General features: G+C 59.4%; 16 protein-coding genes and 1 riboswitch. Of the genes, 6 read left to right on the forward strand and 10 right to left on the reverse strand.

Going from position 1 to position 14,338, the window contains the following annotated elements; all coding sequences use genetic code 11:
* Positions 1-83 precede the first annotated feature (83 nt).
* The 3 genes from HLG82_RS08845 to mobA form a co-directional block, all read right to left on the reverse strand.
* The gene (locus HLG82_RS08845; protein ID WP_193326474.1) at positions 84-692 is read right to left on the reverse strand and encodes an SGNH/GDSL hydrolase family protein; all 609 of its coding nucleotides are present in this window, start codon (positions 690-692) and stop codon (positions 84-86) included.
* 17 nt (positions 693-709) lie between these two features.
* A complete protein-coding gene (locus tag HLG82_RS08850) occupies positions 710-1,366 on the reverse strand; it encodes a GDSL-type esterase/lipase family protein (RefSeq protein ID WP_193326475.1) in 657 nt (218 codons plus the stop codon).
* 386 nt (positions 1,367-1,752) lie between these two features.
* On the reverse strand, positions 1,753-2,349 hold the full coding sequence (mobA, locus tag HLG82_RS08855; RefSeq protein ID WP_193326476.1) for a molybdenum cofactor guanylyltransferase: 597 nt from the start codon (positions 2,347-2,349) through the stop codon (positions 1,753-1,755).
* Positions 2,350-2,892: 543 nt separating this feature from the next.
* On the opposite strand from mobA, the gene HLG82_RS08860 reads away from it, so the two are divergent.
* From HLG82_RS08860 to HLG82_RS08875, 4 genes are read left to right on the forward strand one after another with little or no spacing between them, the layout of a single operon-like run.
* Entirely contained in the window at positions 2,893-3,195 is a 303-nt protein-coding gene (locus HLG82_RS08860; protein WP_193326477.1) for a hypothetical protein, read from the forward strand.
* Positions 3,196-3,212: 17 nt separating this feature from the next.
* A complete protein-coding gene (locus HLG82_RS08865; RefSeq protein ID WP_255313880.1) occupies positions 3,213-3,926 on the forward strand; it encodes an ATP-binding cassette domain-containing protein in 714 nt (237 codons plus the stop codon).
* Positions 3,919-5,151, forward strand: a complete 1,233-nt coding sequence (locus tag HLG82_RS08870) for a hypothetical protein (protein WP_193326479.1) — start codon at positions 3,919-3,921, stop codon at positions 5,149-5,151. Before HLG82_RS08865 ends, HLG82_RS08870 begins: the two co-directional genes overlap by 8 nt.
* Positions 5,130-5,762, forward strand: coding sequence for a hypothetical protein (locus HLG82_RS08875; protein ID WP_193326480.1), 633 nt, complete (start codon positions 5,130-5,132; stop codon positions 5,760-5,762). Before HLG82_RS08870 ends, HLG82_RS08875 begins: the two co-directional genes overlap by 22 nt.
* Positions 5,763-5,865: 103 nt before the next feature.
* Here the strand turns inward: HLG82_RS08875 and HLG82_RS08880 are convergent, their stop codons facing one another.
* Entirely contained in the window at positions 5,866-6,297 is a 432-nt protein-coding gene (locus HLG82_RS08880) for a cupin domain-containing protein (protein WP_193326481.1), read from the reverse strand.
* Positions 6,298-6,392: 95 nt separating this feature from the next.
* A complete protein-coding gene (locus HLG82_RS08885) occupies positions 6,393-7,664 on the reverse strand; it encodes an MFS transporter (RefSeq protein WP_193326482.1) in 1,272 nt (423 codons plus the stop codon).
* A 64-nt stretch (positions 7,665-7,728) separates the two neighbouring features.
* On the opposite strand from HLG82_RS08885, the gene HLG82_RS08890 reads away from it, so the two are divergent.
* Positions 7,729-9,054: a DUF4921 family protein gene (locus HLG82_RS08890; protein ID WP_193326483.1), complete on the forward strand. Its 1,326-nt coding sequence runs from the start codon at positions 7,729-7,731 to the stop codon at positions 9,052-9,054.
* A 14-nt stretch (positions 9,055-9,068) separates the two neighbouring features.
* Here HLG82_RS08890 and HLG82_RS08895 read toward each other — a convergent pair whose 3' ends face one another.
* Entirely contained in the window at positions 9,069-9,626 is a 558-nt protein-coding gene (locus tag HLG82_RS08895; RefSeq protein ID WP_193326484.1) for a hypothetical protein, read from the reverse strand.
* 31 nt (positions 9,627-9,657) lie between these two features.
* Here HLG82_RS08895 and HLG82_RS08900 point away from each other — a divergent pair, with 31 nt between their 5' ends.
* A complete protein-coding gene (locus HLG82_RS08900) occupies positions 9,658-9,936 on the forward strand; it encodes a hypothetical protein (RefSeq protein ID WP_193326485.1) in 279 nt (92 codons plus the stop codon).
* 426 nt (positions 9,937-10,362) lie between these two features.
* Here the strand turns inward: HLG82_RS08900 and HLG82_RS08905 are convergent, their stop codons facing one another.
* From HLG82_RS08905 to HLG82_RS08920, 4 genes are all read right to left on the reverse strand, one after another.
* Entirely contained in the window at positions 10,363-11,067 is a 705-nt protein-coding gene (locus tag HLG82_RS08905) for an ABC transporter ATP-binding protein (protein ID WP_193326486.1), read from the reverse strand.
* A gap of 9 nt (positions 11,068-11,076) precedes the next feature.
* Entirely contained in the window at positions 11,077-12,762 is a 1,686-nt protein-coding gene (locus HLG82_RS08910; RefSeq protein WP_255313881.1) for an ABC transporter permease, read from the reverse strand.
* Positions 12,723-13,733 carry a thiamine ABC transporter substrate-binding protein gene (locus HLG82_RS08915; RefSeq protein WP_216858931.1) on the reverse strand — a complete coding sequence of 337 codons (1,011 nt, stop codon included), beginning with the start codon at positions 13,731-13,733 and terminating at the stop codon, positions 12,723-12,725. The genes HLG82_RS08910 and HLG82_RS08915 overlap by 40 nt, the downstream gene beginning before the upstream one ends.
* Positions 13,734-13,822: 89 nt before the next feature.
* Positions 13,823-13,928: riboswitch (TPP riboswitch) on the reverse strand.
* A gap of 117 nt (positions 13,929-14,045) precedes the next feature.
* Positions 14,046-14,285: a DUF4235 domain-containing protein gene (locus tag HLG82_RS08920; protein WP_193326488.1), complete on the reverse strand. Its 240-nt coding sequence runs from the start codon at positions 14,283-14,285 to the stop codon at positions 14,046-14,048.
* Between the last annotated feature and the right edge of the window lie 53 nt (positions 14,286-14,338).

Here is a 14,338-nt window from a genome sequence, read left to right on the forward strand (position 1 = left end):
CCTGTTGCCGAGGCGGCAATACCCGCCCCGACCCATGCGCCGACCGTGTAGAGGAGACCACGTCGACGGCGTCGTGAAGACGGCTACGGCGTCGTCCGTTCCGGCGCGCGAACCAGCGCATCGACGTCGGTCCACTCGCCGCGTAAATCATCTTCATCCTTCATCGCGGCCTTCGCATTCTCCACGCTCTTCTTCAGGTGATCGGCGTAATCGTTCGGATTGGCCAAGACGCGCTTAGTCGGAACGTGGAACTCATTCTTGGTCCCCTTGGTCTTCCGACTCCACTCACCGAACTTGTTGGCAATATTCAACGCGATCTCGTAGTGGCCACGACGGTTCGGGTGGTACCACTCGTTCAGTTCCAAGCTCGCCTCAGCCTCCGTGTAACCATCCTTCATGTGGTGACCGTCGGTCTCCGTGAACTCATTAATCCACCGCTTGTCATTGACCGTGGAAAAGTGTGGATCGGGCTCGTGGCCCTCAAAGACCGCCGCCGTGTTGTCCACATAATTGACGACGAGGTTCGAGTTCGGGTGCGCCTTCACCCAATCCTCAACAAGATGCTTCTGAGCCGACTGAGCAATGCGCCCAAGCTGACGCACCTTGTCCGCCGCATCGAAATTGCCCAGGTAGTAGGGGGTATTCGTTGCCAGGTGAGGATAGGAGACCAACGTCAGCTGCGCCTTGGGCAACCCCTTGGGACGATCCTTCAGCGCTCCGCCACCTTGTCGAAGATCTGCGCGGTGCGCTCGCGAACTTCGGGAATCTTCCTCTCCGCCTCGCCGATGACATTGGCGCAAGCAGCCGCATTCTGCAATGCGGGCACGAAGCAGCGCATGACGATGTGCTTGAAGTCGACGTCGTTACCACCGATGGTCATCATGACCAGGTCCGTGTCGGTCGGGATGTTTTGCACCTGGTAGTCGAGCACATCCTGAGTCACATCGTCAGAGTGCGCAAGATTGGTGATCACTGTATCGATGTCGCGCTGCTCCTTGATGATCCTCGCGAACTCGTGGCCCCAGTTCAGGCCCGACCGATATGCCTTGCTCTGGTAGTACCAGCCTGCGCCATTGCCGGCGGTGTAAGAATCGCCAAGCAACGGGAGGTTGAGGTGCTTGTGAAGGTAGGTATTTTCATGCTTCTTCTTCAGCGTGTACAGCTGATCCCGGCTGAAGGACTCGAGCTGCGATGCACTGTAGTACTCCCCGGCATCCTTATTCTCCGGAAGCGGCACAATTGCCGGAGGCTTAGGACGCCCAGCGGCCTCGGCGGCAGTGACGCTGACGGCAATCGTACCGGTTGCAAGGAAACCGACCGCGAGGGCACCGGCAAGAATCCGGCGGTAGACAGATGAACGGCTCATATTGTGTTCTCCGTGTGTCGTGAAAGCTCGAGAGTCTTTCTGACCGATTGGACTATTGCAAGATACCGAGCGTTCCATAAATGCCATGTCAGCCGGCACGATTACTTATGAGCCATATTCATCAACCCGGAATTTCATACAGTCACGCCCGTGAATTTTCCACTCCTGGAAATCCGGCCACTTACGGCACGGTAAGAAATTAATGCACCCTTCAGCGACGGACCGCCTATACATCTAGATATGACTGGCAGCGCATAGCGGCGCGCGGCGCCGCCTGGGCCGCGGCACACCACGGCGCGAGCGAGCCTTGGCGGGCGCAATTCTTGACAGGATTACACCATCGCGAGTAGGAGCCCAGCCGACCAGCACATCACGACGAGCTGGCCCTACAGGCGCGCCGCGAGCGCTTCGGCGTCGTCGGAGGTGTCGACGTCGAAACACCAATCGTGAGGGTCATCCACGACGAAAAGGTTCAATGCGGAGAACGCCGGGCGAATCGCACCGTGCCGCACAAACTCTAACCCGCGCAGCGCTCCCAGCCGATAAACGCCATGCAGATACCGATGGTGCCCCTCACCCGACGCCGGGATCACCCCATCTAGCGAGCCCGAAGCCACTCCGCCGCCGCTTCGCTCAAGGCTCGAGGCCAGCGCCGGGAACAGCCTCGGCGACAACGGCGCATCGCACGCACCCAAACCCACGAGGGCCGAATCCGGCAACCCCTCCAACTGCGCGAGCCCGGCCACTATTCCCGCAAGCGGACCACCGTGCGGAGGATCCTCAAGCGTGCGGATGGCGCCCGGCGGAACCGCCACCTCACCGGGCGCGACAACGACGCTCACGCCCGCAAAGCCTGCGGCCGCCAGCTCGGCAAAGAAGACATCAAGCAGACGTCGGCCACCCACCAGGTAATCGGGTTTGGACGCGCCACCCAGGCGGGCACCCGTACCACCAGCTTGGACGATCACTGCCGCGAGATTCATGCCTCCACCCTACCCAGAGCCGGGCCGCCCGGGCGGCGCCCACGGTGTCGTCGCGCCTCGTCGTCGCGCCCCTTGCCGTCGGACTTCTCCGCTAACGGCGCACCTTAAACCCGGGATTCAGGTGCGTCACGGGCGGAGAGGTGCGTCACAGGCAGAGAAGTGCGTCACGGGTGGAGAGGTGCGACGCGGGTGGCAACACCAGCGCCACCCAACGAGTGGCCGACAGTCAACCATGGACAGATCACCACCAACCAACGCTTTACGGCTATTGACGGAATTTTCCACCACCGTGTAATATGTGTCACAGGCGGCCGGTTGGTGGTCGCCATTCAAACTCAAGGAGGGCACCATGAAAACTCTGCGGACAATCACCGGGGGGGGGTAGTTTTAGCTGGTCTACTCTTCGGCGCTGGAGCAAGCGCGGCATACGCTAGTCAGAGCTGGAACTCGGCTTCTTACCCGCTGAAGGCATCAGGCTACGGCAGCACCGCCTACGGGTATGGAACATGGGGAATTAGCCACTCCCAAGGCACACGCTCACGCGTGGACGGCTACGTCAAAATCAACAACGCTGACGACCACAAGGCGATGCTTGAACTCGTCACCTACGTCAATTCAGGACTCTGCTTTGCTCCACAGTATACGAATTGCAATCAGCAATATTACTGGCACCAACGGGCAAACTCTCAGCGAGTTGCATTCCCGGCATACCAGCGCGTTGCAGCCACCACTTCACTTAGCCCAAATGCGGATTACGCACGAGCACGGATCCGAGTAGTGATTGACATTCCCTACCGCAATGACATCGTCAGCAATGACGTGCTAACCCGGGGCGAGAAATACTAGGAGAAAGTACGTCAGCGATGACCTTAGAACTTCGTTGTAGCGAACTCGCCTTTTCCCATCAGGGTGGATTTTCCCTAGGGCCAATAAGCCATGTCTTTCCCCGCGGGCTAACCAGTATCGTGGGTGAAAACGGTGCAGGAAAATCCACTCTTTTTGATCTCATCTCCGGCGAACTCCGGCCGAATTCGGGTTATTGCAAGCTCGACGGAGGCGCCGGCGTGGGCTACCTCCCGCAATCGATGCAGTTTCCTACCCACGCCACGGTCGACGACTATCTGTGGTACGTCGCTTGGCTCTACGGCGTCGAAAAACGACACCGCAGTAGCGCTGTGTTAGACGCACTCGAATCCGTGGGGTTACTCGAGCGCCGTACGTCCAATATCCGCACACTTTCCGGCGGAATGGGGCGGCGGCTCGGCGTCGCCCAAGCGATTGTGGCCCGCCCGGCCGCCCTTCTTCTGGACGAGCCGACAGCGGGATTAGACCCTCTTCAACGCGTGCATTTGCGGCAATTAACGGAGGAGCTCGCTCGCGACCATATCGTTTTAATGTCAACCCATCTGGCGGACGACGTTTCACAGATGAGCGACCGCATTCTGGTCCTGCGGGACGGTGCGCTGGCCTTTGAAGGAACCTCTCAAGAGATTGAGCGAATTGGCGCAGGCGGCGGAATCGGCAACACGGTCTTCGAGCGTGGCCTCACCCATATCATGGGGGCATTCGATGATTAGGTACGCTTCAAAAACGCTCTTTGGTTTTTGGGCGTTTATCCCGGTGGCCGGAATGTACATCGCCAACATCATGCTTCAAGGGCCCTCGTGGGTGGGCGACGCCGTGTTCGTCGTTCGCGGCACGTCACTCATTACTTGGCTCGTCACACTGGTAGCCGCCGGAATCTCAGCAGTTGACGCCTCAAGACTGACGCGGGATCACCTACACCACGTTACCGACGGACGACGAGGATTCAGAGCGTTTAGCTGGATGGCCATGTCCACATTCATTCCGCTGGCAGCTATTCACCTCCTTGCAGTCGTGAGTTCCCTCGTTATCTTTGACGCAGTCATTAACTCGGTTTGGCAGATTGTTCTTGCTGTGATCGCCCAGCTTGGATCGCTGTTCTGGTTTACGGCATTTGGATCTGCAGTTGGGCGATTTCTCCCACCGCTTATTGCCGGGCCAGCCGTAGCTGTCAGCGCCTACCTTCTCCAGCTCCGTCTGATGGGGATGATGGCGAGTGAACCATCATTCAGAATTCTCGGCGATAGCGGCGCATCGGTGTCACAAGTTGGCCTGACCTGGAATGTTTCGCATCTACTGTTCCAAATTTCGCTGCTTGGCATCACGGGTCTGGTCCTCCTTGCCACGCCCCGGGGTAAGGTCTGGGCTCGAGGGATACCCAATTGGCGAGCGCAAGCCGGTTTCATTAGCGCGTTCACAATTCTTGTTGCCGCAAGCTACTTTGTTCCGGGCAGGCCGATGAACCCCAGCCCCGCCTACCCTGACGAGTGCTATCAAGGCGTGATTCCCATTTGTCTGTACCGCGAGCATGCAGATATTGGTCAGCCCTATGTCGACTACCTCAGTTCGCTATATGCAGCTGCTCGCGATACCGGATATGAGGCCCTCATCCCTGACAGAGTTATCGAACTTTCAGTTCGCGGCGCCAGGGACGTTGAAGGAATAACTGGAAGAACACGTTTCCTCCCAACAATCATGGCGGAGGAAGCGTTTTCACCTGATCTTCTCGCCACGAACGTATCCGTACCCTTTCAATGCCCTCAACTCTATGAAGATGAGCCTCTGCCCGATAGCTACTATCGAGATCTGAGCGCAGTAGCCTCCACATGGGCACACATCATGGACATCAGCGATTCAACGAGCGAAAGCGACACAACAGTCCTGACGCCAGCAGAAGTTTCTGAGGTAATGAATCGATGGAACAAGTGCGACTTGTAAGAGCCATCATCGCGGTGCATCGATATAGGCTCGGCCTCGCGATTGCGCTCGCGGGCCTCGTTGCCATGCCCCTGCTGGGCAATTTTAAGGTGCAACGCTTGGGTCTGATCCTACTGATTCGGCCCGTCTCCCCCGTCATCCTTCTGACGTCAGTTGTTGCTATTGGCGCAACGGTTGCCCTGTCCGGTCTTGAAATGACCGCCCTTCCTACCAACAGGAGACACTTCGTTTCACAAGCCTTCTGGTTTGTGTCGGTGACCTTAGCAGCTATCATCGCCGCACTTATCACGGTGAAAATGTGCGATATCGCCGGCGCCTCACAAGGCGCGATCACGAGAAACGTCTTGTTATACGTTTCATTGAGCGTTCCATTTCTTGCCGCCGGCAAGCCTGAATTGACCTGGCTCATTCCGATTCTGCTCCCGGGGGTGGCAGCCCAGTTTGGGCAGGACGGCAGTGGGGATAGCTATTCATGGTGGGCGGTCACGATCGACCCCCTAGCGACACCGACACAACTCATATTCGCCATAACGCTTGGTTTTCTGGCCCTCGTCTTGTATTCGGGCGCACCTATCAAATACCCGGATCGCCTGCGCCCCTCGACGGGGTAGCCTCTGGCCGGACACACCGCCGGAGAACAAAAAGGCGGGGAGCCGTAGCTCCCCGCCCCACACATGTGCGACCCGCTGCGCGAGACCGCCCCGGACGGCGCGATTAGTCTTCCTCGTTTGGATCGGCCTCCGCATCCGCTTGAGTCTGGTGGACGGTGCCCGGCACGTGATCGGGCACCGCGTAGATCGTGTACAGCTTGAGAGGCTCATCGCCAATGTTGGTCACGTTATGCCACACGCCATCCGGGACAAAAATCGCGTCATCGTCCTCCACAACTCGCTCGAAGTCGAGGTTGTCCTCGCTCGGACCCATCTGGCACTTGCCCTTGCCCTGCTCAATGCGCAGGAACTGGTCGATACCATGATGAACCTCAAGGCCGATGTCGCCCCCAACTGGGATGGACATGACCGTCATCTGTAGGTGCTCGCCCGTCCACATCGTGGTGCGGAAGGTGTCATTTCCGAGGGTCTCGCCCTCCATGTCGATAACCCACGGTTTCTTGCCCTGGTCATCGTAAACGCCTGCGTACTCCATCGTTTCCTCCTTCAGAAAGATGTCACTTACGTACTATTATCTCGCGCCCGCGCGGCCCGAGCCGATCAATTCGCTGACGAAGTAATTAGGCTCCCCTAAAGTCCGGATTGACGACGCCGTACGCGCATCGGCTCGTGCACACCCACGATCCATCCGAACGCCACAACGATCAAGATCGCCCCCGAGAAGGCGTATGCGAGCAGGTAGCCCGAGTAATCGATCATCACACCGGCGACGATCGGGCCGAGGATCTGGCCGAGGTCGGCTGATTGCTGGAAGAATGACACGACCTTGGATCCCGGGCGGTCTCCAATAATGTCGGCCACCGCGCCCTGCTGTGACGGCTGGATGGCTCCCGAGCCCAAGCCTCCCATCAGGGAGGCCACCAGTACGAAGGCCACGGAGTCCCACACGCCCATGAACACGGTAAACACGCCCGAAATGAGCAGACCGAAAACGACGGTGGGCTTGCGCCCATACACGTCCGAAAAGTACCCCGCTCGCATCAGCGACAGCGCACTACCCGCGGCGTAGGCCATGAGCGCCCCACCGGGCAGCCACGCGGGCGCGCCGGGCATACCCGCCGCCAACAACGGAACAACCGCTACGCGCACCCCGAAGTTCGTCCACCCTTGCGCGAACGCGGTGAGCAAGATGATCCAGAATCGCCGTAGTGCCAGTGCCTCGCGCACCCGCATCGGGGGCCTGCGCGTGCCCGCATGTTCGAGCGTGACCTGGGGATTGCCGGACTCGTCTGGCGTCACCTGCGCGCGGACGGATCGGGTACGGCGAGGCGTATGCCCATCGGCCGCGGAGGGAACGAAGGCCAAAACAATTAGCGCGGCCGCCACCAGCAACATCGCGTAGATAAAGAACGGCCAACGATGCCCGAGCGGAGCAAGAACGCCACCGAGCGCGGGCCCGAGTATCGACCCGAGGAGGAATCCGGAGCCGTAGGCTGCCGAGGCCCGACCCCGCGCATGGGCCGGCGCGAGCTTCATGATGAGCGACATCGACGCCACCGAAAACAGCACCGACCCGATGCCTCCGAGCGCTCTCGCCAGAAGCAACTGAACGTATGTGTGGGCCAGCCCACTCCCGGCCGACGACGCCGCCACAATCACGGCCCCCAGCATGAACATTGCACGTTCGCCGAACTTATTCGACATCGACCCTGACACCGGGGCAAACGTCAGCCGCATGAAAGCGAAAGCGGAGACGACGACGGTCGCGGCCGTCGTCGTGACCCCGAAACTTTTGGCGAACTGCGGCAACACCGGCGCCACAATCCCATATCCGAGGGAGACCACCACGGCTGCCACCACTAGCACCCATATTTCTCGAGGAAGTTTCACGCGTTCTGCCACTCCGTATTTCTACCACCGAAGCACTGTTAGAATGAAAGGCGCAACGATGCTGAAAGGAAGTCGCATGCAAGCGTACGAAGCTTTCGCCGAGCCCCTCCGGGTGATGGCGGATGGGACGATCAAACAACTCAACCCTTTTTCGGGTACGGAGGTGTGGACCGTCCCGGGACGTGCGAACAGGCCGCTCGGCATCAGAAACGCGGATCCTCAGCCCATTGACCCAAGCAAGCTGGGCCATCACTGCGCCTTCTGCACCCAGCGGGTACTTGAGACCCCGCCGGAGAAGTCGCGCTTGATTCGCAAGGGCGACGACGCCGAAATCCTCCTCACCGACTCGGTGGACATGCTCTCTAACCAGTGGGAGTTCAGGCGGGTGCCAAACCTGTTCGAAATTCTCTCTTTCGACTACTGGGCGGCAAACTACAATTACAAACTCAGCCCTGCGGCACAGTTGCGCATGGATCATTATTTGGCGGATCCGGCCGGCCGCGCCCACGTCATGGGCGTGCTGCGCAACAAGTACGCCTCGCGCATGAGCGCCGAGGAATTTGAGGACTTGACCGAGGCCGAGAAGATGAAGGGTGCCTATTCCTTCTTCGGAGGCGGGCACGATCTTATTTTGGGTCGGCGTCATTTCGTGGACGGGGCGAGCGACGATACGCAGCTGGCATCGTCGGGAACGCTCACGCCGCAGGAACACGAGTGGTACATGCGCCTCACCGTCGATTCCATGCGCGACCTCTACGAGTCGAATCGCTACGTTCGCTACGTCCAGGTCTTCCAGAATTGGCTTAAACCCGCCGGCGCGTCTTTTGATCATCTCCACAAGCAGCTGGTGGCCATTGACCAGCGCACCGTCAACGGCCGCATGGAGGTGGAAAAGGTTCGCCGTAATCCGAACCTCTACAACGAAGCCGGGGTGAACTACGCCGGCTACCACAACCTCATCATCGCCGAGAACAAGCACGCGGTCGCGATCGCTGGCTTTGGCCACCGCTACCCGTCCCTGGAGATCTGGTCGAAGTCGGCGCACATTCAGCCCTGGGAGCACAGCCGCGACGAGCTGCGCGCGATGTCGGACCTCGTTCATGCCATGCACGCCGCCACCGGCGCGGACGTACCCACCAATGAAGAGTGGTACACCAAGCCAATGGATTCGGACGTCAACATGCCCTGGCGCATTCTGCTCAAGTGGCGTGTGTCCACGCTCGCCGGGTTCGAGGGCGGCTCGAAGATCTACGTCAATACGATTGACCCTTGGTCATTGCGAGACCGGGTTGTCCCCCGCCTCCTCGAGCTTCGCGCCGAGGGCAAGCTCGCGGCAAACATTTCGATCGCCACGGAGTGCTCGGGCGAGGTCAACATGCTCAAGTACAACCCGGCGCTGTAGCAGGATGGTGCGGATTATTCACCGAAAGCCGGAAGAATAACAGCTCCAAGCACAGGAGATGCCAGGAGCTTGTCGACGACATGCGCGTTGTCACTACCTATGATCGTGTATGGAGCATCGGGCAACGAGTTGAAAAACCAGGAACGACTATCGGGCCATGCCGCTACGACCTGGGAGAAAGGGCTATCCCAGCGTTGCCGGTAATAGGCGAACGGTGGCATGTCGTCCGTGCGATAAAGCATGAAATTAAACCGCTCACCGAAGATGAACGTGCCATCCTCATCCACAAAACCGAGCGAGTGCCCCCAATCCTCACCAAAGTGGCCCGCGTAGAGTGCGAGGTTAAGAGAGCACGATGTCTCGACGAGGATCTGATCGAGCTCTCTTTCTTGTTCGATTGACAGCGGGTTGTGGTGCGGGACCTCGCGAGCAAAAGGCGGGTGACGCGTGAGATCCCATTGTGCTCCGGGGCTCGCCACGCCCACGGTATAAGCGAAAGGTATCGGCGTGAGACAGTCACCTTTTTGGGCAAAACGCGCGAAGTAATCTGCTTCGTGAAAGGCAATTTTCATAACGACCTAGCGCTCCCCCAATTGAACAATAGTGAAGTATCCATATTATTCACTGCTTCTCACATCCGAGTTGCCGAAGGAGTTTCCAATGGAAAACCTACTATTTAGCTCGGCCTTATGCTTCGCAATTGTCACGGGAGCCCTATCCAACTCCCTTGGCACGCAGGCTAGCATAGAGATCCTCTCCGACAACGAGCCCCAAATCGTTGATCTTGAACAGAATGGAGAGGAGTTTACTTTCAAGCTCACGATACCTTTAGATTCTATCCATGAAAATGCTGCGAGCAATAGCTCACGTCTTGCAGAATGAGTGCGAAGAGTTGCCCAGGGGAGTTCATTTGTTAAATCCAGCGCGAAAGGTATTGAAATTACATGCTCAGGAGCCTTTGATTTCCCTCACCCCTCATCAACTACAAGACAAAGAACAATCAATGCGCACCTAACGGCAGCATGTACTGGAACGGGGGGATTCCCATACTTAGTGAAAGTAACATCAACCGCAAGGATGATAGATAGCTCAGGAAGACGCGGGATACCGGTGACAAAATCAGGCTTTGGCTCAGCAAGGACCTACGGAGACCTCGCATGCGTGTACTCCCCGAGGACCAAGCTGTTGGGAACGTAACGCTAGCATATCCAAACGGGAAATATAGGAACATTTCCCTAGCGAGCCGAGCATTAGAATTTAAACTCGTCGGCAATAGGTGTGTCCGGGCATGATACACGGCGAACTATTTTAAGCCAGCAGGCGGTTAACCGTCTCGGAAGCAGGGTTGGCCAGCAACTGTTCGGCGGTGCCGAGCTGGATGAGCCGGCCGTCGTGCATGACGCCGATGAGGTCGGCAACGTTCAACGCCTCCTCCCGATCGTGCGTGACGTAGATGGCCGTGGCGTCGACGGCCTTAAGAATAGTGCGCAGCTGGGCTGAGAGCCGGGTGCGCAGGATGCGGTCGAGAGCGGAGAGCGGCTCATCGAGAAGGACCAGCTCCGGGCGCGGGGCAAGGGTACGCGCTAGGGCGACACGCTGGGCTTGCCCACCGGAAAGGGTGACGATCGGCCGGTTCTCATAGCCTGGCAAGCCCACAAGCTCGAGCAGTTCGGCCACGCGCGCGCTCCGCTCAGGCTTCGGCAGTTTGCGCACTTCGAGGCCGTAGGCGATATTGCGCGCCACCGATCTGTGTGGAAAGAGTTGCCCGCTTTGGAAAACCATCCCGATATTGCGTTCGTGAACGGGCACGCTACTGACGTCGCGTCCGTTGAGAATCACACGGCCCGACGCCGTCTCCAGACCCGCGACCGTCCGCAACAGCGAAGACTTGCCCGAACCGGACTCGCCCAAGAGCGCCACGATCGTTCCCGTGGGCACGTCCAGGCTCACATGGTCCACCGCATGGACGGGCGGCTCGGCGTAGCTGAGGTCGATATTCTCCAGCGTCAGCATGATTTCTCCTTAAAATGCGCCCCGAGCGCCACGCGGGCGGAGCACATCAGTGACGAACATGAGCGTGCCAGTCAGGCCCGCGAGGATCACCGAGCCGGCGAGTGCCATCCCATAATTATCCACGCCCGGCCGGCCAAGAAGCTTGGAAATCAGCACGGGAAGAGTCTGGTAATCGGGGCTGGCCAGGAATGAGGTCGCACCAAACTCACCCAGGGAAATCGCAAAAGCAAAACCGAACGCAACCCCCAGACCGCGGGCCATGATCGGAAGGTCGATCGTCGCCATGACCCGCGCCGGGCTCGCACCGAGCGTCGCAGCAGCCTCACGCATCCTCGGGTCAATCGCACGCAAAATCGGCACAAGCGAGCGCACCACCAGCGGCAACGCCACCACGGCTTGGGCCAGCGGGACGATCACGCCCACCGGCAGCGACTGCACCCGGCCCCACGTAACCAAAAAACCGAAGCCCACCGTCACCGCACTGATTCCCAGCGGCAACAGCACGACTCCGTCAAGAACCCGTTGGCCCGCGCGCGCGAGAGGCATGCGCGGGCGGCGCGACAAAGCCAAGGCGAGAATCACGCCAACAGCCAGGGCAACCACGGCGGCATCCAAGGCGATGCGGGCCGAATGATCGAGCGCATCAAGGACCGAGGTGCCCCCAGAAAAGCCCGCCCCCGGCCGACCTAGCGCGAGGTAATTGTGGAACGTCCACTCACCGCCCGAACGCAGCGACCCCACCACCAAGGCCACCATCGGAGCCGCAAGAAAAAGCAAAGAACCGGCGGTGATCACCAACGCCGGGATCGCCTCGCGCGTCACGCGCTGCGGGCGGTGAACCGACACCGACAGCGCCCGCTCCGTCCGCGACGAAAGCGCCGTCGACACCACGAGGGCAAAAACAACAATGACGAGCTGAAGGATCGACAACACGGCGGCATGATCCAAGTTCAGGTACGACGTCGTTTGCACATAAATCTCAGACTCAAGCGTGCCATAACCCGGACGCCCCAAGGTCTGCACAATGCCGAAACTCGTGGCACAAAACAAGAAAACAAGGCCGCCACCAGCCGCAATAGAAGGGCCCAGCTGTGGCAACGTCACCGTGAAGAAGGCGCGCGCCGGACTCGCTCCCAGCGTCCGGGCCGCCGCCGTCAAATCCGCGATCCCCGCCCACATCGAGCCAACGGTTCGCACAATCACCGCATAATTGAAGAAGACCATGGCCAGGACGACCGCCGTCGTCGACTGATCAAAGCCCAAGAAACCCAACGGACCCGACGGGTCAAACAAGGCGCGGAAAGCCACACCCACCACCACGGTCGGCAACGCAAACGGGGCAGTCGCAAACGCCCGCATGAACCTGCGCCCCGGCAGACGCAGGCGATACAAAACATAGGCCCCCGGGATACCAAGGACGAGCGAACCCATCGTCGCCACCACCGCCATCCCCAGCGTCTGGCCCACAATCCGCCACGTCCGGCCGCTACCCAACACCTCCCAGGCCACCGGCGCGCTCGACATGCCCAAGCCCAGCATCCTGCCCACCGGCCAAAGAAAAAAGAGCGCAAGGAAGACCAGCGGCACAGTCAACGCCAATGCCCACCCGGCCACAGTCGGAACAATCTTCCTTGCGCTCATCGAAACCGGCGTCGTTAACGATTCTCGAACAGACCCGACCAGGTCTTCTGCCACGCCTCGCGGTTCTTAGCCACCTTCGCCGGATCCGGAACGATCGAATCGGCCGGGCGCGTCGCGTACTTGGCCCACTCCGCAGGCAACTCCACATCAGCAACCGGGTACATATACATCTTCTCCGGAATATCCTTCTGGACTGTCTCCGACAGCATGAAATCAATGAACTTCCGGGCGCCGTCCTCATTCTTCGCACCCTTAACCACGCCGGCATACTCGGCCTGCGCGACGCACGTACCCGGCACGTTCACAAAAGCGCCCTTCCCGTAGGCTGGCGAAGACGCATAAGACAACACGAGCGGATAGGCACCCTTGCCGTCGGCAGCCGAGAAATCAGTGTAGAAAGCGTCCGACCACGAGTCGACCACCTTCGTGCCATTCTTGAACATATCCGTCCAGTACTGCTGCCAGCCATCACCTAGCTGCTCGATTGATCCCACCAGGAACGCTAGACCCGGGCTGGACACCACCGGGTTGGTCACAACCAAGAGATCCTTGTACTCGGGCTTGGTCAAATCCTTGAACGACGTCGGCAGCTCAAGGTTGTGCTCCTTGAAGTAGGCCGGATCCGCGTTGAGGCACACATCGCCGGCGTCGATCGCCGTCAGCGCACCAATGCGCATCTTCGCACCCGGATCCTTCTCCGGCGTGTAATCCGCGATCACACCTTCATCAAGCGCACGCTGAGCCGAGAAGTTGTCGATGCCGAACACGGCGTCAACAGTCGGATTGTCCTTGTTTAAAATGAGCTGATTGAGCACCATACCCGCGTCGCCCGGAGCCGTGGTTGCCAGCTTCATGCCCGTTTCTTTCTCAAACTTGGCTTTAGCCTCGTCCGAGATCGAAAAAGAATCGTGGGTGAGAACCGTGATCGTGTCACCCGTGGTGAGTTTGGCTTGGTCTACCGCCGAGCACCCGGTCAGCGTGGCAGATAATGTAAGAACGGAGATCAGGCTGAGGGCCTTCTTCATGTTTCCTCCCATATCTTCGGGAGAGCCCGGGCATCATCCGCTGGAAATTCCGCCAGCCTCCACGGCCACCGTCACTTCCAGGGCACACGCCCAGGGAGAGCTCGACTTCCTTCGCCGGTGCTAACCGGAGCAGGTTCGAGGGTCTGCAGCACCTTGCCGCACTCTCAGCGCACACGCGCTCCCCTGTCGTGCTTTAAGAGTAGCAGTTGACTTGCGAACATTCGATGCGGGGAAAACGGGCCGATCTTCGCCCAGGCGAATCCAGGCGAAGACCGGCCCACACGCATCCAATGTCGCGAGGCTAGCCCTCGGCTAGGCTCCGTACCATTCCGCCGCCTTGCGCTTGAGAGCCGTGCTCACAACGGCGGTCACCACGGCGGTGACGGCGGTGAACACAACAAGGTCACGCATTGGCATCTGCATCATCTCGTCTTCGTCAACCGGGCGTTGCTTGCCAAGGCCCTTTTCCCACACCTGGTTTACCACCACATTCGACGCAACCCCGGCCGCGCCCGCGATACCCATCGTGATGAGCTTCCAACCAATGTTCATAATTCCTCCCAAGGATGTTTCTGTCCCATTATCCCAGCGGCCAGCGCGCCTGT

It is taken from the genome of Trueperella pecoris (assembly GCF_014926385.1).
Lineage (GTDB): Bacteria > Actinomycetota > Actinomycetes > Actinomycetales > Actinomycetaceae > Trueperella > Trueperella pecoris.